Origin of the sequence: Undibacterium sp. Di26W (assembly GCF_049340265.1) — a bacterium.
Taxonomy (GTDB): domain Bacteria; phylum Pseudomonadota; class Gammaproteobacteria; order Burkholderiales; family Burkholderiaceae_D; genus Undibacterium.
On record NZ_JBMPOR010000005.1, the window covers coordinates 25,180 to 44,434 of the forward strand.

Below are 19,255 nucleotides of genomic sequence, written 5' to 3' on the forward strand. Positions count from 1 at the left end.
GTTTACCACACCCGCCACGGGGCATTTCCTGACTGCCACAAATCTTCCAGCAGATTTTTCTCACGCAGAGTATCCATGGGTTGCCAGAACCCGGAATGCTCAAAGGCCATCAATTCCTGCCGCGCCGCCAGCCCGTTTAAAGGCTCGGATTCCCAACTGATGGGGTCGCCATCGATCAAATCCAGTACTTTGGGAGACAGGACAAAATAGCCACCATTGATCCAACCACCGTCACCGCGCGGTTTTTCGGTAAAACCGGCAACCAGGTCACCTTCACGCTCCAGCGCACCATAGCGCCCCGGGGGCAAGACCGCGGTTACGGTAGCCAGTTTGCCATGCGCCTTGTGAAAGGCGATGGAAGCAGCAATATCCAGATCCGCCACCCCGTCGCCATAGGTAAAGCAAAAAGCCTCTTCATTTTGCAGATAACGGGCAACCCGTTTGAGCCTGCCGCCGGTCATGGTGTCTTCACCGGTATCCACCAGCGTCACCTTCCAGGGTTCGGCATGATGCTCATGCACTTCCATACTATTGTTTTGCATATTGAAAGTGACATCCGACATGTGCAAAAAATAATTGGCAAAATATTCCTTGATCAGGTAACCCTTGTAGCCGCAGCAAATGACGAACTCATTCACGCCGTGGGCCGAATAGGATTTCATGATGTGCCAGAGTATCGGGTGGCCACCAATTTCTATCATGGGTTTGGGCTTGAGATGGGTCTCTTCGGAAATGCGTGTTCCCAAACCGCCGGCCAGGATAACTGCTTTCATTGCTCGGGTCCTTCACAATAGATATTCCACATCTGACGATAGGCTTTTTCTACTGAACGGGCAAATGCCGGTTCATCCATCAGTAGCGATTGTTCCATTTCTGTACGCAAACTGCCACGCAGATGGCGCAAGGTGTCAAGATCATGCCCCAGGATGATTGCTTTCTGGGCGTATTCGTCTTCCGTATTGGCAATCCACTCTTCATGCCCTGCCGCTGTCAGGATACTGGCACCGATACGCCCTACCGATGGCCGGTCCGTCAGGGAGATGAAGGGAATCCCCATATACAGAGATTCCAGCAAAGTCGTCCCGGAATTATGCGGGAAACAATCCAGACCAATATCAATATGCTTGAGCACTTCCCACGAAGGTGTACTGAAGCCGATCAGCAGCCTTGAGCGGTCTATGCCGTAGCGCATGAAGCGCGATGCCATTTCATCCTGCACCTGGGGGTCCTTGAAATCGCCGCTATTGATGATCAGTTGTGAATTTGGCATGGCATCAAGTATGGTTGCCCACACCCGCACCACCCTATGGTTGATACGTGTCGAACGCGACAGGCTGCCAAAGGTAACCACCCCGGTTGATTCAAATGGTGGTGGGCCCAGTTCTGCCCTTCTGGTATCCGGCCTGTATACATAAGCAGGCCCATCCAGGCACCAGACTTTTTCGGCAAACAGATGCGCGCAATTGTCGGTGATGGTCGGTTTGTCGGTCAGGTAATAATCAATAGCACTCAGACCGGTGGTATAGCCATATTCCAGCCAATGCAGGGACACTGGCGCGGGCTTGCGGGCAAATACCGGCAGGCGGTTACCATTGGTATGCCCGGCAACGTCGACCAGGATATCGATACCGTCCGCCCGTATTCTGTCAGCCAGCACATCATCGGTCATGTCACGCGTTGGCACCCAATGGTCGATCTGCTTTTTATAATAGGCAGTGACATCGTCTTCAAATGGGGGATTGGCATAGGCGTAGACCTCCACCTGTTCCTTGTCATGCCCTTCCAGCAGTGGTAACAAGAAATATTTACACACATGATTATAGAAAGCCTGGGTCACATAACCCACCTTCAGGCGCTTGCCAGGGATGCGCGCATTCTCAAACTTCTTCCACTGGGCTTTCAGCGGTGCGGCAAAACGCAAGTCAAATTCATGGTAGGCGTTATAAATCACCTCTGGCGTCAGGTCCGGGTGGTAATTCAGGCAAAACAATAAATTGGTGTAGATCTTGCGATTGAAAGAAGACTGTCCGTCTTCCCTGAATGACAAGGCCTTGATATAGGCTTCGATGGCTGCATCCAGGTGGTTGGCTTCACGCAGGGTGTCACCATAGGCTGCCCAGATTTCAGGAATGTCCTGGGTCAGTGTCAATGCATGCTGGCCGCATTCTATCGATTCCTGTACCTGGCCATTCTGGCGCAAGGCATCAATCAGGTTAGGATAGACCTGCAACAGCTCCGGTTGCAGCTCCAGGGCATGCCGGTATTGCAAAATGGCGAAGCTGTACATGCCATGTTCACGGTAGGCCAGTCCCAGATTATTAAACAGGTAAGGCAGGCTTGGGTCGAGCTGTATGGCCTTGGATATATTTTCTATGGCTTCTTCGGTCCTGCCGATAAAGCGCATGGCATTACCCAGATTGTTCAGGCCCACCACCATGGTCGGCTGTATCGCCAGGGCTTTTTCCAGATAGACGATGGCGTCGGCACAGCGTTCCAGGGAAATCAGGACATTACCCATATTCACCAGGACGTGCGGATTGGTGGGCAACAGCTCCAGCGCCTTGGTCAATACTGTGAGTGCCTCGGGAAATTTAGCCTGCTCGATGCGGGCCACACCCAGGTAATCCCAGACTATGCCGTCACGCGGCAGGTATTTGGACAGCCACAAACTGACCTCTTCCAGTTGCGCATATTGTTTACTGAGCAGGTATTTATTAAAGATACCGAAAGCGATTTTCCTGTTATCCGGAAAATGTGGCATCACGTCGAATGCCAGTTTCAGGTACTGGACGCCTTCGTCGCACTGATTCAGGTCACCGCATATCCTGGCCAGGGCATACAGCGCATCCGGATGACGGGGGAAATGCCTGATGATATTCAGGCAAACCTGTTTGGCCTCGGGCAAAGCACCTGCATCAAAGTGCTTATTCACTTCGCGCATTGCCTTTCGTGCATCAAAACTGGATTTGCTCATGCCTGCGCCCTGATAAGGTGTAATTATTATTAAACAAATAAGCCGCTTAGTTGATCAACTAAGCTGATTTTGCATTTCTGCCCATTTCCCCGCATTTTTGTGTTGCAATAAAGACAGCATTGCCTGCGCACTGCCATTTTAAACAGGAAAATACCAGAAACTACCCAGCTCAGGCTTATTGTATAGCTAATGATTTCGTTTCCATATGTTAAATAAGACCCTAAAACTAAATCAAATTTAGCCCTAAAGTATTTAAAAAAAGCGCCGACAAGCGGAAACATCTTTAAAACTTGAGCGAAAAAAATAACATTTATTTTCAGAAACACGCTAAAACTTTTTTAGTCTCTACCGATACCCTTTACAACGGCGGTCCAATAGTCAGCACGAAAGACCAAAGTTTCAGGCTACTACGCCAATTTGAATAACTTAGGGAGAATTACCATGGCTGTTATTAATACCAATATTGCATCGCTGAATGCACAACGCAACTTGACTACATCGCAATCTGCGCTGAACACTTCCCTGCAACGTCTGTCTTCCGGTCTGCGTATTAATAGCGCGAAAGATGATGCTGCTGGTCTGGCAATTTCCGAACGTCTGTCTTCCCAAATCGGCGGCTTGAACCAAGCTGCACGTAATGCGAACGACGGTATCTCTCTGGCGCAAACCGCTGAGGGCGCGTTACAACAGATCGGTTCCAACTTGCAACGTATTCGTGATCTGGCCGTACAATCTGCCAACGGCTCCAACAGTGTTTCTGATCGTGCCGCTCTGAACAACGAAGCAAGTCAGCTGATTTCTGAAATTAACCGCGTTGCCAGCAGCACCAACTTCAACGGCGTGAACCTGCTCGACGGTAGCTTCTCTGCACAAACTTTCCAAGTTGGCGCCAACGGTACAGCAAACGATCAAATCAGTATCGCTTCCATCACCAGCGCAAAATCTAGCGCCCTGGGTGTTGGTGCATCTTCCAGCTACGCTACGACAGTAGCCGGTGCCGGTGCAGTTACCACGACAGCCCTTGCTGCCGGTGACCTGTCCATCAACGGCTTCCAGGTTGGCGCATCTGCAGCTGACGGCGTATCTTTCTCCAACTCCACAGGCAGCGGTATTTCAAAAGCAGCAGCAATCAATGCGATCAGCGGCAGCACAGGCGTAACCGCAACTGTAGGTTCGACAACCATTGCCGGTACAGCCAGCACATCCGCAACAGCGATTGCCTCCGGCGACATCACTATTAACGGCGTGAATCTGGGTGCCTTGAATGCTTCGACTTCCGGCGCACAACGTGGTGCACAGGTAGCAGCTGCTGTGAATGCGGTCAGCACACAAACAGGCGTTACTGCTACATTCAACACAACAACTGGTGCAGTTGCACTGGCTGCTGCTGATGGCCGTAACATCACCGTTACAGCCAGCACCAACGCTGCTGCTGCTGCTGCCAATACAGGTATTACTGTATCGGCAACTGGCGCAACTGACGTCAGCACTTCGACACTGTCCCTGACTTCTTCCAGCTCTGCCGGTATCACTCTGGCAAACGGTACCGGTACTGGTCTGACAGCTGCCAACCTGACTGGTGGTTTCACTTCTGCTTCGGTCACGGTCGGTGCGGGTGTCTCTTCACTGAATCTGGGTACCGCTGCCGGGGCCACCGCCGCGTTGACGACCATTGATGCGGCGTTGCAATCGATCAATAGCTCCCGCGCTTCTCTGGGTGCGTATCAAAACCGCTTCTCTTCCGCGATTGAAAGCTTGCAGACTAACTCTGAAAACTTGACAGCATCCCGCAGCCGTATCCGTGATGCAGACTTCGCCCAGGAAACAGCGTCGCTGACACGCGGTCAGGTCTTGCAACAAGCTGGTACAGCGATTTTGGCTCAGGCTAACGGTTTGCCAAACGGTGTTCTGGCCCTGTTGCGTGGCTAATAGCAGTAGGCTTATGTAAATTAGGTCTATACTTAAAGCATAAAGCATGTCCCCCTGGTCAACATTTTGACCAGGGGTATTTTTCTTGAAGGAAAAGATCATGGACATCCGATCGATAGGGAACACTTCTCAATCTGGACAACTGATCACGGACAGACCAGCAGGAACTGACGCCAGTGCATCGGTATACAAGTCGGCGGCTGCTTCAACGCAAACCATCGATGCCGTCAAAGCGACATCATCTGCATCGTCACCGCCAAGCATCGATAAAGTGATCAAGGCAGTCGACGATATCAATAAAACTATCCAATCTCTGTCACAGTCTCTAGAATTCAGTGTAGAGGAACATAGTAATAAAGTAGTCGTAAAGGTAATTGACCAGCAAACTAAAGAGGTATTGCGTCAGATTCCTTCCGAAGAAGCCCTTGAAATATCGCGTTCGCTAGATAAACTGCAAGGTCTCTTAATCAAACAGCAAGCTTAATCATTTATTTAGTCAGTCTTACACCTAAATTTTAAATTGGCACGTAAATTCCCCTCTAAAGTCTAGTTTGCCTTAGCCGATAATTTAGTACAGTACGGTCTGACAAGGGGGAACAACGTGGGTATACAATCAACAGGCTTAGGCGCCAATCTGGACGTCAACGGTCTGATTTCAAAGTTAATGACGGTCGAGAGCCAGCCCCTGACCACATTGGCAAAAAAAGAAGCCAGTTTTCAGGCTAAGCTGTCTGCTTATGGCACGCTGAACAGCGCACTCAGTGTTTTTCAGTCGAATGTGACCGGCCTCAGCAATCTGGGCACCTTTCAGTCACTTAGTGCATCTGCCGGCGACAGCACCATCCTGTCAGCCACCACCACCAGTGTTTCCACCCAGGGCAGCTATAACGTCAATGTGACCAAACTGGCACAGGCACAAACCATTTCCAGCGCAGGCCAGGTCAGCTCTACGGCCAGCATAGGCAGTGGCACCAGCACCACCATCAACTTCGAGTTTGGCACGATTACCGGTGGCGCTTTGGCAAATGGTGTGTATACAGGCTCCACCTTCACCCAGGATGCGACACAGTCGATAGGCACAGTCACGATAGATGGTGCCAATAATTCACTACAGGGCATACGCGATGCCATCAATGCCGCGAATGTGGGCGCAACTGCAGCCATTGTTGGCGACGGTAGTGCCACCCCTTTCCATCTGGTTCTCACTTCAGCCAAGACTGGTGCGACATCCAGCCTGAAAATCACAGCCACTGGCGATGCCGCCATACAAAGCCTGGTCAATTATGATCCGGCCGGCACTCAGAACCTGACAGAAACAACAACAGCACAAAACGCCGCACTAACGGTCAACGGCATTGCCATTTCCAGCGCGTCGAATGCAGTAACCGGTGCAATACAGGGCACCACACTGAATCTGAGCAAAGTCGGCACCACCAGTTTGTCACTGAACGCCAATACCAGCGGCATCCAGTCGGCCATCAATGGCTTTGTAAAAGGTTTCAATGATTTCCAGGCAACATTAAAATCTCTGACTGGTTATGATGCCAGTACCCAGAAAGGCGGCATCCTGATCGGTGACTCTACCGCCAGGAACGTGCAAAGCCAGGTCAGGTCGACATTAAGTGCAGCCGTCAATGGTCTGGGCGGGAACATTACCACCCTGTCCAGCATAGGTATCAGCTTTCAAAAAGACGGCACGCTTTCAATTGACTCGTCTAAATTGCAAACGGCCCTGAGCACCAATTATTCAGAAATAAGCGGCCTGTTTGCTTCCGTCGGTAAAGCTACGGACAGTCTGGTCGGGTATAGCAGTTCGACTACGGCAACCAAGCAAGGTGCCTATGGCCTGCAAGTAACCGCAATTGCCACCCAGGGCGGCTTGAAGGGTGATCTGGATCTGACTACGGGCAACACGACCATTGCAGCCAGTACCACCATCAATGTCACGCTGAATGGGAAAACCGCTGCCGTCGCACTGGCAGCAGGTTCATACACCGCATCGTCGCTGGCGACGCTGTTGCAAACATCGATTAATGGCAATTCCACCTTCAAAGACAATGGCTCCACCGTCACTGCCACGATTGATGGCAGTGGTTTCCTGCAATTGCAATCAACCAACTATGGCAGCGCATCCAATGTCACCCTGGCGGATGGCACTGGCACTGGTGCGGCCAGTCTGACAGGTACTGTTCTTAACGGTACTGCAGGGGTGGATGTTGCGGGCAAACTGAATGGCATTACTGCTGCCGGCTCAGGGCAATACCTGACGGGTGCCACCGGCTCCGATGCAGAAGGCTTGAAAATACTGATCAGCGGTGGCGCACTCGGCGCACGCGGTACGGTCAATTTCTCCAGGGGTTATGCGTCCCAGATAACTTCCCTGCTTTCCACGGTGGTCGGCACCTCTGGTTCAATTTCCAGCGCAACTGATGGTATCAATCGCAGCATCAAGGATATCGGCAAGCAACGCGACATTATGAACAGTCGCCTGTTTGACACAGAAGCACGTTATCGCGCGCAATTCACAGCCCTGGATACGATAGTGAGCAGCCTGAACAATACAAGTTCATTCCTGACACAGCAACTGGCAGCATTGACGTCCAGTACGAAGTAAAAGTAGTTAGTAGAATAGAAAATATCAGAGAGGATTAACCGCTATGTTTGGCTCATCTCAAGTACGTGGTGCAAATGCCTATGCCAAGGTCGGCATAGAGACTGGCGTCGTTGCTGCCAGCCCCCATAAATTGATCGTGATGCTTTTTGAAGGCGCAATCGTGGCGATCTCCAATGCTTCACAGCACTTAAGCAATGGAGAAATAGCCTCGAAAGGCCAGTCGATTTCCAAAGCAATTGCCATTATCGAAAATGGCCTGCGCGCCAGTCTCGATAAAAAAGCGGGTGGTGAAATAGCCGACAACCTCGACGCCTTGTATGAATACATGACCGCCCGCTTGATTAAGGCGAATCTGGAAAACAATGACGGCATGCTCAACGAAGTCAGAAATCTGTTAAAGGATCTGAAAGCCTCGTGGGAAGCAATTGCACCTGCCAGTGAAGCCGTCATGGAAGCGCCAAAAATGAACGTTGACCCACTGTCTCCTCGTCCTGCCAACTTTGTTGAGGCTTGAATCAAGATGAATAGTCTGGAACTGATTACATTGTACGAAAATGTTGCAACGATTACGGGCAATATGCTAGAAGCCGCCCGTTCGCGCGACTGGGAACTCTTGGGACGACTGGAAAGCGATTGTTCAAGCCGTGTCCAGTTGTTGCGTGAAAATGAAATCCCTTCTGATCTACCAGCCGATATGCGTGACAAAAAAATCCGCATCATCAAGCAGATACTGGCAGACGATAAGGAAATTCGCGATATTACCGAACCCTGGATGGCGCAGTTATCGGACATGATGAAGAGTTCCAGCACCAGCCAGAAACTCTCCAGGACTTACGGCGCTGGCAATAGCGCCTGACGCATATGCCTGCGCGGCTCGATATACTCACCAAACCCGTAGCCAATATCGAGGCACCGGCCGCCACGGCCGCGATTACCGAAACCAAACAGGACATCACCCCAAGGCTGGCACAACTGGTCACGGGCCAGCTACTGAAGGGTGAAGTCCTGTCGAAACTGATGGATGGCAGTTTTACCGTCAGGGTAGCGGGTATAACAGCAAAAATGTTGTTACCCGAAGGTAGCAAGACCGGGGACCAAATCCCCTTGCGCCTGATTGGCACTGAACCACGCCCTACCTTTTTACTGGAAAGCGATACCGACGCCCACCTGTCCGGCAACCTGCCGCAATTATTGACACCCACCCCGGGCAAGCCCGGCCTGTCTCCCACTTTACAGAATTATGTTGCGCCACAGCCAGCAGAAGCAGGCAAGGCAACACCTTTGCCTGCTACCGGCAACAACACCAATGCCACCATTACTGAAGCCCCGTCCGAAACAGATGCCTCGGCAGTGGTCACTCTGTCCGGCAACAAAAGTACGCCACAAACCGGCAATGCTTTGCTGGACAAGGCGCTGACACCAGCGCTACAGCAGTTGGCAACATCAAAAATAACCGGAGCCATAGGCAACACCAATGCTGTCGACACCACTCCCGATCATCTGAGCAGTGCGCCCACCTCATTAAGCAATACCGGCAAATTGATAGACCAGATTTTGCAAACCGGACGCCAGACCGGCACGAAAACCAGCATCAGCAGTGAAGTACCCATTCTTGCCAGTCCTGCAGAATTGAAAGACGGCATCAGGACTGCCGCCAAACTGCAAAATCAAATCAGTGCCAGCGGCCTGTTTTATGAATCGCATGTCGCGGAATGGGCGCAAGGCAAACGTGATATCACCGACATCCGCAATGAGCCACAGTCACAACTCGGTACATCTAGAGCAGCCGACAGTCTGCAGACCGGCAATGCGACGCCCGTCAACAAGGAAATGGGGCAAATTATTCATCAGCAGCTCAATGTTTTGGAGCAAAATGTTGTACGATGGCAAGGAGAGCTTTTCCCCGGTCAGAAAATCGATTGGGAAATCAGGAAAGAAAGCGAACAAGCGCGACACAATCAGATAGACAGCGAAGATAGCAGTTGGCAATCAGTCGTCAGCTTCGATCTCCCCAACCTGGGGAAAGTAACTGCAACCATCAACTTGCAGTCGAACAGCGTCGGTTTATCCTTGCGCGCCGCACAAAGTGACACGGTAACAGCATTAAAAAGCCATGCGAACGAGCTTGCCTCTGCATTGCAGATGGCCGGTTCGCCATTGATGTCTTTCGTTGTCAATCAAAATGAATGACCCCAAACCGCAGATTCAAAACGCTGTCGCCCTCGCCTATCAGAATGGCGATGCGGCACCACGTGTGGTTGCCAAGGGAAAAGGGTTGATCGCAGAAGAAATCATTGCCCGCGCCAAGGAGCATGGTGTGCACGTGCACCAATCCAAGGAACTGGTCTCATTATTGATGAAAGTCGATCTGGACCGAGATATTCCACCAGCTTTGTATCGCGCAGTTGCAGAACTTCTCGCTTGGCTTTACCATATTGATAAAGGAAATTCAGAAGCAATTTCGGAGACATCAGGGCAAAAACCGGTTTGATTGCCCATTTACTGAATGTGATTATAAAAATATGCCATCCTCACCTCCGAGCCTAGGTACAGAAAATCAGAGCCCCTTCCAGGTCGACTCCAAGAGGGAGATCGTCGGCTTGTTGCGTGGTTTAAGGGAAAGCAAACAATTGATCAGCATGCTGATCAATAGCGGTTCCGAAGTATTTATCACATCCATCCTGGACGTTGACGACACCAGCAACTTAATCATTATTGACAGTGCACCAGGCCATCTGGCAAATCAGCGCATTATCGACGCACCACGGGTGTCTTTTGAAGGCTTGCTGGACAAGATCAGCATACAGTTTTCTTCCGACAATGTGGAGCTGATCTCATTTGAAGACCGCCCGGCCTTGCAGTTTACCATTCCGGCTACGATGGTACGCCTGCAAAGGCGGGAGTATTATCGTATCAACACCCCACTGTCGACACCGATACGCGCCATGGTGCCGGTAAAGGTCGATACCCGCCAGGAAACCCTGAAACTGTCACTGGTCGACATCAGTTGCGGCGGCATTGCCCTGCTGGATGAAAAGAAAGCCATGGATAGCACCATAGGCGTTATCTATGAACATTGCAAACTTGATCTACCCACCATAGGCTTAGTGGACGTGGTACTGCAAGTCAGAAATTCCCAGGACCTTATATTATTGAATGGCAAAACCAATCGCCGTCTGGGCTGCCAGTTCATCAACATGTCCAACAATGTACTGGCCAGTGTTCAGCGTTACATCATGAAACTGGAACGTGAGCGCAATGCCAAAATGACTGGCATACGATAGTAAAATAGGTAAGTAGTAAAATACGTAGGCAGCAAAATACCATCAGCAGAAAGACCAGGGGCAATTTGCCCCTTTCTTTTTTTGCATGGCTCCATCAATAAACAAACACCATCAGATTTAAAGCAGACTTAAATCTGCATATTCATGATGTCATGATAGGCAGACACCAGCTTGTTTCTGACCTGCACCGTGGTCTGGAAAGAAATATTCGCTTTTTGCATGGAAATCATGACATCCGACAAGCTGACCTTGTCGTCACCCATGGCAAACTTTTCGCCCAGTTGTTGCGAGCTCATCTGCGCCTGATTCACGCTGTCCAGCGAGGCTTTTAGCGCATCCGCAAAGTCGAGCTTGCCAGGACTGAGATTTTCCGCCTGATTGACCCCTAAACCTGCGCCGGCTTCCATTTTTGCCGCAGTTGCCTTCAACTGTGCCACCATGGCTTCTATGCGACTTGCGTCAATTCCGCCCATTTTCATCACATCACCTTTTTTTTCGGACTTCTATGACTGCTACATTAACACTTTGAAAATAAAGGCGAAGCTGGAAAAGAGCTGGAAAACCAGTGTTTTTCCTGCCTTTGATTTTGCTAATTCAGTGGAAAATTGGTATCAAGGAAAAAACTCAGCTCCGGAAGTGCAAGCATGCAACTCATCGACACAATTATTGGCACAAGGTAATTTATGGCAACCGCAGAAAATACCGTACTTGCCCCACCAGGCCCTGCTCTGCCGAATATCTTCGGATTGCAGCAAACACCAGCCATTCGCAATGTATTCCTGGCGGTAGGTGCCGCCATTACACTGGCCATCATGGTAGGCGTATGGCTGTGGAGCCAGCAGCCCGACTACAAGGTCCTGTTTTCCAACTTCAATGACAGGGATGGCGGTGCCATCGTCGCATCGCTGCAGCAATTGAATGTGCCCTACAAATATTCAGATGGCGGCAATGCCATCCTGGTGCCGGCCAACCAGGTCCATGATGCGCGCCTTAAACTGGCGGCACAGGGCTTGCCCAAGGGGGGCAATGTCGGTTTCGAGTTGATGGAAAACCAAAAACTGGGCATTTCGCAATTCCTGGAACAAGTCAATTTTCAACGTGCATTGGAAGGCGAACTGGCACGTTCCATACAGGCTGTTTCTGCAGTGCAGACGGCGCGCGTGCATCTGGCCATTCCCAAATCATCCGTATTCATCCGTGATCAGCAAAAACCCACGGCTTCGGTATTGCTGAACCTCTACCCCAGCCGCGTGCTGGATCAGCAACAGGTCAGTGCCATCGTCCACCTGGTCGCCAGCAGCGTACCAGAACTGTCTGCCAAGAGCGTCACGATCGTTGACCAGAATGGCAACTTGCTGTCCGACCCCAGCAAACAGATGGCGAATAATAATCTTGACCCTTCGCAATTGAAGTATGTACAGGAATATCAACAAAACATCGTCAAACGCATAGAATCCATCATTTCACCCATCGTAGGCCCCAGCAATGTCAGGGCCGAAGCGACGGCGGATATCGACTTTTCCAGGACTGAACAGGCGGCCGAAAGCTATCGCCCCAACTCGCCACCGGAAGCCTCAACCATACGCAGCCAGCAAACCAGCGAGTCTTACAATAAATCCGCCAATCCTTCCGGCATCCCTGGTGCATTGAGCAATCAACCACCGGTGCCCGCAACTGCGCCCATCGTTGCCAGCGCAGCGGCTGTCGGTCAGGCTGGTGCTGCCGCAAACAGCGGCTTGATGCAAAAAGACTCGACCACCAACTTCGAGGTGGACAAGACCATCAAATACACCCAGCAACCCATGGGTGGCGTCAAGCGGCTCTCGGTCGCCATCGTGGTTAATTACAGGACAGAAACCGATAAGGCAGGGAAAACCTCAACCCGGCCTTTGACTGACATAGAAAAAACACAAATCACTGATCTGGCCAGAGAAGCCATGGGCTTCAACAAAGATCGTGGTGATACACTGAATGTGGTCAATAGTCCATTTGCCAGCCCCGAAAAAGAACCTATAGTGGAATTACCGCTGTGGAAACAGCCAGATGTCATCCAGATGGCAAAAGAAATCGGGAAATATATCCTGGCGTTTATTGCCTTGGCTTACCTGTTTTTCGGTTACCTCAAACCCATGTTGTATAAAATGATGGGCAAGGACAAGGAAACACTGGAAGCGCTGGAAGCGGAAAAACAAAAAGCCCTGGAAGAAGAGCGAGAGGAAGAAGAAGCCGCCATCGTCAATCTTTCCAGAGAAGCAGAGCAGCAGAATACGCGCCATGGTTCCAGCTATGAAATGAACCTGGAAATGGCAAAAGCCTTGGCAAAAGAAGATCCAAGGATAGTCGCAAACGTTGTAAAGGCATGGGTCAGCAATGAGTGAAGACGGAATTCAAAAAGCAGCCACCCTGATGCTGGCGCTGGGTGAGGACGGTGCGGCCGAGGTCATGAAATATCTTGGCCCGCGTGAGGTGCAAAAGATCGGTGCCGCCATGGCTGCGATCGGCCCTATCCCGCATGAAGCCATCGCCAAAGTCCTGGATGACTTCAAGTCCGCGGCCGACCTCAGTTCTTCGGTCGGACTGGATTCGGATGAATATATCCGTAATGTGCTGACCAAGGCCCTGGGTGACGACAAGGCAGCCTCTCTCCTGAACCGCATCCTGGGCGGTAAGGATGCCAGCGGCATAGAAAGCCTGAAGTGGATGGATTCACCTTCAGTGGCCGAACTGATCAAGAACGAGCATCCACAGATTATTGCCACCATCCTGGTTCATCTGGAAAGTGACCAGGCCTGTGAAATCCTGAACCAGTTCACCGAACGTTTGCGCAATGATATCGTGTTGCGTATCGCCACTCTGGATGGTATCCAGCCTACTGCCCTGCGTGAACTGAATGACGTACTGACCAAACTGTTGACCGGCAATGAAAGCCTGAAGAAAAAATCCATAGGCGGTGTGCGTGCAGCGGCTGAAATCCTGAACTTCATGAGCGGCGAAAACGAAGCCTCCGTCATGGACAATCTCAGGAAATATGACGGCGACATGGCCGAGAAGATCATGGATGAAATGTTTGTCTTTGATAATATTCTCGAGATTGACGACAAGGGCATACAATTGCTGCTGCGGGAAGTCCAGTCCGATTCACTGATCGTGGCCTTGAAAGGTGCGAATCAGGACATGCGCGAAAAAATATTCAAGAACATGTCACAGCGTGCAGCTGAAATGATGCGCGAAGATCTGGAATCCAAGGGACCGGTACGTCTGTCAGAAGTGGAAACACAGCAGAAACAGATCTTGCTGATCGTCCGTCGCCTGGCCGACGAAGGTCAGATCATGTTAGGCGCGAAAGGCGAAGACGCTTATGTCTAACCCGGTGCGTAGCGGTGATCTGACCGCCTTTCAACGCTGGGAAATGACCTCGTTTGGCGATAACCGCCCGGCCCAGGTCGAAGAGATCAAAGTGGCGACCGCCCAAGCCGCCGCCGTCGGCCGCATAGAAGCCGACAAACTGCGTGAGACTGCCCGCCAGGAAGGTTTCGCGGCGGGCTACAAGGAAGCCTATGAACGTGGCCTGAAAGATGGCCAGGAAACCGCCTATGCCGAAACCATGGAACAGGTGCAAGGTGAAATTCAATCCCTGCAGCAGATGGCGCAGGGGTTTTCGCAACAATTGCAGGCGGCCTCCGGACAAATGAGCAATGAAGTGCTGGAGCTGGCGATTGATCTGGCTAAAGCCATGCTAAAAACCAAATACGATACTGAACCCGAACTCATCCTGCCCATCGTTGAAGATGCGATTAACCAGATAAGCACGGTGCAACAACCGGCGCAGGTCTTGTTGCATCCGGATGATGCCGTCATCGTCAAAAACCATCTGGGTGAGTCGCTGGCTGAAAACGGCTGGCGTATCGTCGCCGACCCGCATATGGAACGTGGTGGCTGCAAGCTGGAAACCCAGCACAACCTGCTAGACGCCAGTTATGCGACACGCTGGCAAAAACTCATGGATAGCATGCAACACAACTTTGTGAACGCAGTGTAGGTAAGCAGGCATCATGCAAGAGGCATATATCAGCGATTGGAAAGCCAGGCTACACAACAGCCGTGAGCAGCTATCGCGTGTCAACACGACCTCGCTGTCGGGGCGCGTCACCCGCGTCACCGGCCTGGTGATGGAAGCAGTTGGCCTCAGGCTGCCGGTAGGCAGTGCCTGTTCCATCCATTTACAGAGCGGTGCCAAAATCGATGCTGAAGTGGTCGGGTTCGAAGGTGAACGCCTGTTTCTGATGCCGCACAGCGATCTTGACGGCGTCACCCCTGGTGCCCCCGTGTTTCCGGCGGAACCGGAAGCCCATGAAGTAGTCAATCATCCACGCCGCCGCCCCAGCGACAGGAGCAGGCATTTACCGGTAGGCTATGAATTACTGGGTCGTGTTCTGGATGGTAATGGTCGTCCACTGGATACACTGGGGCCGCTGGGCACGCATGAATCTGCACCGCTGGGTGCGCGCATTTACAACCCGCTGGAACGCGCTCCCATCGTCGATACCCTGGATGTGGGCGTCAGGGCCATCAACAGCATGCTCAGCGTCGGCCGCGGGCAGCGTCTGGGTCTGTTCGCCGGTTCTGGTGTCGGTAAAAGCGTGTTGCTGGGCATGATGGCGCGCTATACATCTGCCGACATCATCGTGGTTGGCCTGATTGGTGAGCGGGGTCGTGAGGTCAAGGAATTCATAGAACAAATTCTGGGACCGGAAGGTCTGGCCCGTTCCGTGGTCGTGGCCGCCCCGGCGGATGCGCCGCCCCTGATGCGCCTGCAAGGTGCGGCCTATGCCACCACCATCGCCGAATATTTCAGGGACCAGGGACGCAGCGTACTGCTGATCATGGATTCCCTGACCAGGTATGCCATGGCCCAAAGGGAAATCGCGCTCGCCATCGGCGAACCGCCAGCAACCAAGGGTTACCCGCCATCCGTCTTTGCCAAGCTGCCTATCCTGGTGGAACGTGCTGGCAATGGTAAAAGCGGCGGCGGTTCCATTACCGCTTTCTACACGGTCCTGACCGAGGGTGACGATCAGCAAGATCCGATTGCCGATGCCGCCCGGGCGATCCTGGATGGCCATATCGTATTGAACCGTACCCTGGCAGAAAGCGGCCATTACCCCGCTATTGACATAGAACAATCGATCAGCCGGGCCATGCACAGCATTACCTCGCCAGAACATCAGCAGCTATCGAGAAAACTCAAGCAATTGTATTCGCGCTATGAACGCGCCAGGGATCTGATCAGCGTCGGTGCGTATTCGCCTGGCTCCGATCCTTTGCTGGATGAAGCAATCAGGTTGCACCCCAAAATAATTTCATTCTTGCAACAAGATATTACCGAAAAAAGCACCATACCGGAGAGCTTGGGGGCACTTCAGGCCCTATTCAACGGATAGAAACCTCCGATACCTACTATACTTGAATCACCATGGCACTAAAATCTCCCATCACCACACTGATCGAAATTGCAGAAAAAGAAGTTGACGACGCCGCCAAACTTCTGGGAAAGGCAATACGCGCTCATGAAGATACGGAGAAAAAGCTCAGTTTGTTGCAGCAATACCGGGATGACTATGCGCAAAGACTGCAGGATGGGGCAACAAAAGGTTTAAGTGCCGCGCAATACACGAATTTCCTGTCCTTCCTGGGTAAGCTGGATGCTGCCATTGAAGGACAAAAGCAGGTGGTCATGGATGCGCAACACCGCATCATCATGGCAAAAACAGAATGGCAATCGACAGAAAAAAAGCGTCTTTCCTATAACACATTGCAAAATCGGGCCCATAACCTGATGCAAAAAAAAGAAGCCAAGCGCGACCAGAAGCAAACCGATGAAATGGCTGCCCGCGCCCTTTTTTATAAGCGTTAGTCAAAAATTTAACAGGTACTCCACATGCAAGCGACAACCTTACTGACTTCCCTGGACAAACAGGCTGGAAACGCTAAATCTGCCAAGACCACCACGTCCAGTGACGCCGGAAACAATTTCAATCAACTGTTGAACCAAGAAATTTCCAACGTCAAAAAACCGGACAGCGACGCCAACCGCAATGTGAGCAAGCCTGCCGCTGCACCCAAGCCAAATAATACCAATGCCAATACCAATACCAACGCCGCTGCCAGCAATTCCGGCAACAAGGTTAACAACAATAGCAATGCCAACAAACAAAATACTGCCGACAATGCCCCCGGCACGCCGGTAAAAAACAGTTCACCAGCTGATGGCACCGATGACAACAGTAAGCTCAGCAAGGAAGATGAAAACAACACAGCGCCTGCAGAAGATCTCAGCGCCCAGATTCTGGCACTGGTAGGCAATCTTGCCCCGGCGCCAGTAGTCACCGATACCAGCAAGGCCAGCGCTGCATCCGCCGATACCAAGGCCACTGACGCCTTGGCTGGTGTGGATGCTGGCGCACTCACTGCCGGCAATAGCTTGGCCGATATGGCTGCCCTGGCTGGCGACAGCAAGTCTGCCGAAACAGCCGACAAGCTGTTGGCCGCTAACGGTGCCAAGGCTGGTGGCACGGATCAGGCAGCCAGCGAAACTGCAGCGACGGCAGCTGATTTCAATGCCATCGCCGCGCAGTTAATTGCTGGCAAGGCAACAGAAAAAGCAGGAAGCAAGGCCACAGACAAGACAGGGACCAATACGGGCCTGGACACTAAACTGGCAAGCAGTGATGCGGTACTGACCGCCGCTCCAGTGCTGGCCCCGGCACCGAAAGATGCCGCCGCCAAACCTGATAGCCCAGCACTGGCAGATGCAGGTAAAACGGAAGTGACTACCAGCGATCTGGCACTGGGTAGCAAAGCCTCAGACAAGGCTGCCAATGCCACCGCGGCTACCGCTGCCGACACAATCAAAACTTTCGCCAGCGATGTTGCACAAGCCCGCGATACGATTGCAGACAAGCTAGCCGACATCAAGCCTGCTGAAAGCAGCAAGGAAACACCGCAGGTCATCGCCCCTGTACCCATTGCCACTCAGGCCGTCAGCAATGCGCAAGCCAATGCGGCAAATGCCATGGCAATCGACCATATCAGCCCACGCGTCGGCAATCCCGGCTGGGATAAGGCGGTTGGCCAGAAAGTGGTCTGGATGGTTGGTGAAGCCATGCAGTCTGCCGAATTGACGCTGAACCCGCCCGATCTTGGTCCTCTGCAAGTCGTACTGAAACTCAGCAATGATCAGGCCAATGCCAGCTTTACTGCTGCCCAGCCAGAAGTCAGGGAAGCACTGGAAGCAGCCATGCCCAGATTGCGCCAGATGCTGAGCGATGCCGGCGTACAACTGACAGGTTTTTCAGTCAATTCACAGGCTGCCGGTCAGGGGCAAAACTTTGCTGAGCAACAGACCCGGAGTACAGGCACGTCACGTCAGAGCAGCGATCTTGGCGACAATACAACGGTAGCCGCAACCGGCAGCACCCAGGCTAAAGTCCGGGTAAGCAATGGCGTGGTCGATACCTTTGCCTGATCACGGTAAAAACCGGGACACCATCTCACTTCCGGTCAGGCAAGGCTTGAGACCTTCCCTGGCTTGCAAATCGGCTGGCCCTGCATATCCAGAACGCTGAGGGAACTGGCACCCGGTTCCAGCAAGCATCTATTGAATATCAGCTAAATTCACGATCTCCCCGTGTTTCGCTAGCGCGTGTCTGGAAAAAAACACCTACATGCATGTAGAATGATTGCCAAAGGCTAAATCCATGAAGCTAACGGTAGTTGGCAATAGCTGAAGGTAGCTGACAGTGAATATATGCATGCCCTTGTTTTCATCACGCAAATGACAGAGCTAAGCTGAAATACACCTTCTTTTTCTTGGATATTAAAAGCCTCTTATCAACGATAATACCTATAAATCATGGCAATAAGTGCCCATCGAGAGGAAAACCATGGCGAAAGCACCAGCAAAAGCAGCGACTGAAACAAGTGATGCCCCACCAGCGGGCAAATCTAAAAAGAAACTCCTTATCATGATCGCCGTCGCCGTTTTTCTATTGGTGGCAGTTGGTGGTGGAGCGGCTATTTTGCTGTCTAAAAAAGGTGCGACCAACAAAGAAAAAGAACACAAGGCAGAACCTGCAAAAGCACCTGTATTCCTGGCGCTGGAACCATTCACCGTCAACCTGCAATCGGATGGTGGCGATAAATACCTGCAAATCAGCATGACACTGCAGGTACAGGATGAAGAACAGGTCAACCTGATCAAGGCCAACATGCCACAAGTACGCAGCCGTCTGCTGTTACTGCTGTCAAGCAAGGATGCAACAGAGATTTTGTCCGGTGAAGGCAAGGAAAAACTGGTCAATGAAGTCATTGAAAAAGTCAGCCTGCCGTTTGTAGCCAAAGGGGAGCCGCAAAAAGTGAGTGGCGTATTCTTTACTTCTTTCGTCGTTCAATAAA

Annotated in this window: 18 protein-coding genes; 15 read left to right on the forward strand and 3 right to left on the reverse strand. The window is 51.7% G+C overall.

What is annotated here, in order from left to right:
* Positions 1-2: 2 nt before the first annotated feature.
* The gene (rfbF, locus tag ACO0LM_RS07935; RefSeq protein ID WP_422981170.1) at positions 3-773 is read right to left on the reverse strand and encodes a glucose-1-phosphate cytidylyltransferase; all 771 of its coding nucleotides are present in this window, start codon (positions 771-773) and stop codon (positions 3-5) included.
* Positions 770-2,974, reverse strand: a complete 2,205-nt coding sequence (locus ACO0LM_RS07940) for a tetratricopeptide repeat protein (protein ID WP_423035911.1) — start codon at positions 2,972-2,974, stop codon at positions 770-772. Before ACO0LM_RS07940 ends, rfbF begins: the two co-directional genes overlap by 4 nt.
* Before the next feature lie 441 nt (positions 2,975-3,415).
* Between ACO0LM_RS07940 and ACO0LM_RS07945 the strand changes: the two genes are divergently transcribed.
* The 8 genes from ACO0LM_RS07945 to ACO0LM_RS07980 all read left to right on the forward strand — a co-directional run bounded on the left by ACO0LM_RS07945 (position 3,416) and on the right by ACO0LM_RS07980 (position 10,801).
* Positions 3,416-4,903 (forward strand): flagellin, encoded by a 1,488-nt coding sequence (locus ACO0LM_RS07945; RefSeq protein WP_423035913.1) that lies wholly within the window; start codon positions 3,416-3,418, stop codon positions 4,901-4,903.
* Positions 4,904-5,003: 100 nt separating this feature from the next.
* Positions 5,004-5,387 (forward strand): flagellar protein FlaG, encoded by a 384-nt coding sequence (locus ACO0LM_RS07950; RefSeq protein ID WP_423035915.1) that lies wholly within the window; start codon positions 5,004-5,006, stop codon positions 5,385-5,387.
* 117 nt (positions 5,388-5,504) lie between these two features.
* Positions 5,505-7,517, forward strand: a complete 2,013-nt coding sequence (gene fliD, locus ACO0LM_RS07955; protein WP_423035917.1) for a flagellar filament capping protein FliD — start codon at positions 5,505-5,507, stop codon at positions 7,515-7,517.
* 43 nt (positions 7,518-7,560) lie between these two features.
* Positions 7,561-8,031, forward strand: a complete 471-nt coding sequence (gene fliS / locus ACO0LM_RS07960) for a flagellar export chaperone FliS (protein ID WP_423035919.1) — start codon at positions 7,561-7,563, stop codon at positions 8,029-8,031.
* A 6-nt stretch (positions 8,032-8,037) separates the two neighbouring features.
* The gene (locus tag ACO0LM_RS07965; protein WP_423035921.1) at positions 8,038-8,373 is read left to right on the forward strand and encodes a flagellar protein FliT; all 336 of its coding nucleotides are present in this window, start codon (positions 8,038-8,040) and stop codon (positions 8,371-8,373) included.
* A gap of 5 nt (positions 8,374-8,378) precedes the next feature.
* Positions 8,379-9,707 (forward strand): flagellar hook-length control protein FliK, encoded by a 1,329-nt coding sequence (locus ACO0LM_RS07970; protein WP_423035923.1) that lies wholly within the window; start codon positions 8,379-8,381, stop codon positions 9,705-9,707.
* Positions 9,700-10,008: an EscU/YscU/HrcU family type III secretion system export apparatus switch protein gene (locus tag ACO0LM_RS07975; protein WP_422981154.1), complete on the forward strand. Its 309-nt coding sequence runs from the start codon at positions 9,700-9,702 to the stop codon at positions 10,006-10,008. Before ACO0LM_RS07970 ends, ACO0LM_RS07975 begins: the two co-directional genes overlap by 8 nt.
* Before the next feature lie 31 nt (positions 10,009-10,039).
* On the forward strand, positions 10,040-10,801 hold the full coding sequence (locus tag ACO0LM_RS07980; protein WP_423035925.1) for a flagellar brake protein: 762 nt from the start codon (positions 10,040-10,042) through the stop codon (positions 10,799-10,801).
* Between the two features lie 128 nt (positions 10,802-10,929).
* Here the strand turns inward: ACO0LM_RS07980 and fliE are convergent, their stop codons facing one another.
* Complete coding sequence (gene fliE, locus ACO0LM_RS07985) at positions 10,930-11,280, reverse strand: flagellar hook-basal body complex protein FliE (RefSeq protein ID WP_422981150.1); 351 nt, start codon at positions 11,278-11,280, stop codon at positions 10,930-10,932.
* Positions 11,281-11,484: 204 nt separating this feature from the next.
* Between fliE and fliF the strand changes: the two genes are divergently transcribed.
* From fliF to fliL, 7 genes are all read left to right on the forward strand, one after another.
* Entirely contained in the window at positions 11,485-13,179 is a 1,695-nt protein-coding gene (fliF, locus tag ACO0LM_RS07990) for a flagellar basal-body MS-ring/collar protein FliF (protein WP_423035927.1), read from the forward strand.
* Positions 13,172-14,167: a flagellar motor switch protein FliG gene (gene fliG / locus ACO0LM_RS07995; RefSeq protein WP_422981146.1), complete on the forward strand. Its 996-nt coding sequence runs from the start codon at positions 13,172-13,174 to the stop codon at positions 14,165-14,167. The genes fliF and fliG overlap by 8 nt, the downstream gene beginning before the upstream one ends.
* Positions 14,160-14,840 (forward strand): flagellar assembly protein FliH, encoded by a 681-nt coding sequence (locus ACO0LM_RS08000; protein ID WP_422981144.1) that lies wholly within the window; start codon positions 14,160-14,162, stop codon positions 14,838-14,840. Before fliG ends, ACO0LM_RS08000 begins: the two co-directional genes overlap by 8 nt.
* Positions 14,841-14,853: 13 nt before the next feature.
* Complete coding sequence (fliI, locus tag ACO0LM_RS08005; protein WP_423035929.1) at positions 14,854-16,242, forward strand: flagellar protein export ATPase FliI; 1,389 nt, start codon at positions 14,854-14,856, stop codon at positions 16,240-16,242.
* A 32-nt stretch (positions 16,243-16,274) separates the two neighbouring features.
* On the forward strand, positions 16,275-16,715 hold the full coding sequence (gene fliJ / locus ACO0LM_RS08010) for a flagellar export protein FliJ (protein ID WP_423035931.1): 441 nt from the start codon (positions 16,275-16,277) through the stop codon (positions 16,713-16,715).
* Between the two features lie 24 nt (positions 16,716-16,739).
* A complete protein-coding gene (locus tag ACO0LM_RS08015) occupies positions 16,740-18,326 on the forward strand; it encodes a flagellar hook-length control protein FliK (RefSeq protein WP_423035933.1) in 1,587 nt (528 codons plus the stop codon).
* 418 nt (positions 18,327-18,744) lie between these two features.
* Positions 18,745-19,254 carry a flagellar basal body-associated protein FliL gene (gene fliL / locus ACO0LM_RS08020; protein ID WP_423035935.1) on the forward strand — a complete coding sequence of 170 codons (510 nt, stop codon included), beginning with the start codon at positions 18,745-18,747 and terminating at the stop codon, positions 19,252-19,254.
* The last annotated feature ends 1 nt before the right edge of the window (position 19,255 follow it).

Excerpts from the sequence above, each read along its gene's own strand:
- fliG (WP_422981146.1), top strand. The coding sequence starts at position 13,172 with ATGAGTGAAGACGGAATTCAAAAAGCAGCCACCCTGATGCTGGCGCTG.
- rfbF (WP_422981170.1), bottom strand. The coding sequence starts at position 773 with ATGAAAGCAGTTATCCTGGCCGGCGGTTTGGGAACACGCATTTCCGAA.
- fliI (WP_423035929.1), top strand. The coding sequence starts at position 14,854 with ATGCAAGAGGCATATATCAGCGATTGGAAAGCCAGGCTACACAACAGC.
- fliE (WP_422981150.1), bottom strand. The coding sequence starts at position 11,280 with ATGAAAATGGGCGGAATTGACGCAAGTCGCATAGAAGCCATGGTGGCA.
- ACO0LM_RS07940 (WP_423035911.1), bottom strand. The coding sequence starts at position 2,974 with ATGAGCAAATCCAGTTTTGATGCACGAAAGGCAATGCGCGAAGTGAAT.
- ACO0LM_RS07950 (WP_423035915.1), top strand. The coding sequence starts at position 5,004 with ATGGACATCCGATCGATAGGGAACACTTCTCAATCTGGACAACTGATC.
- ACO0LM_RS07970 (WP_423035923.1), top strand. The coding sequence starts at position 8,379 with ATGCCTGCGCGGCTCGATATACTCACCAAACCCGTAGCCAATATCGAG.
- ACO0LM_RS08015 (WP_423035933.1), top strand. The coding sequence starts at position 16,740 with ATGCAAGCGACAACCTTACTGACTTCCCTGGACAAACAGGCTGGAAAC.
- ACO0LM_RS07965 (WP_423035921.1), top strand. The coding sequence starts at position 8,038 with ATGAATAGTCTGGAACTGATTACATTGTACGAAAATGTTGCAACGATT.
- fliL (WP_423035935.1), top strand. The coding sequence starts at position 18,745 with ATGGCGAAAGCACCAGCAAAAGCAGCGACTGAAACAAGTGATGCCCCA.
- fliJ (WP_423035931.1), top strand. The coding sequence starts at position 16,275 with ATGGCACTAAAATCTCCCATCACCACACTGATCGAAATTGCAGAAAAA.
- ACO0LM_RS07980 (WP_423035925.1), top strand. The coding sequence starts at position 10,040 with ATGCCATCCTCACCTCCGAGCCTAGGTACAGAAAATCAGAGCCCCTTC.
- ACO0LM_RS07975 (WP_422981154.1), top strand. The coding sequence starts at position 9,700 with ATGAATGACCCCAAACCGCAGATTCAAAACGCTGTCGCCCTCGCCTAT.
- fliS (WP_423035919.1), top strand. The coding sequence starts at position 7,561 with ATGTTTGGCTCATCTCAAGTACGTGGTGCAAATGCCTATGCCAAGGTC.
- fliF (WP_423035927.1), top strand. The coding sequence starts at position 11,485 with ATGGCAACCGCAGAAAATACCGTACTTGCCCCACCAGGCCCTGCTCTG.
- ACO0LM_RS07945 (WP_423035913.1), top strand. The coding sequence starts at position 3,416 with ATGGCTGTTATTAATACCAATATTGCATCGCTGAATGCACAACGCAAC.
- ACO0LM_RS08000 (WP_422981144.1), top strand. The coding sequence starts at position 14,160 with ATGTCTAACCCGGTGCGTAGCGGTGATCTGACCGCCTTTCAACGCTGG.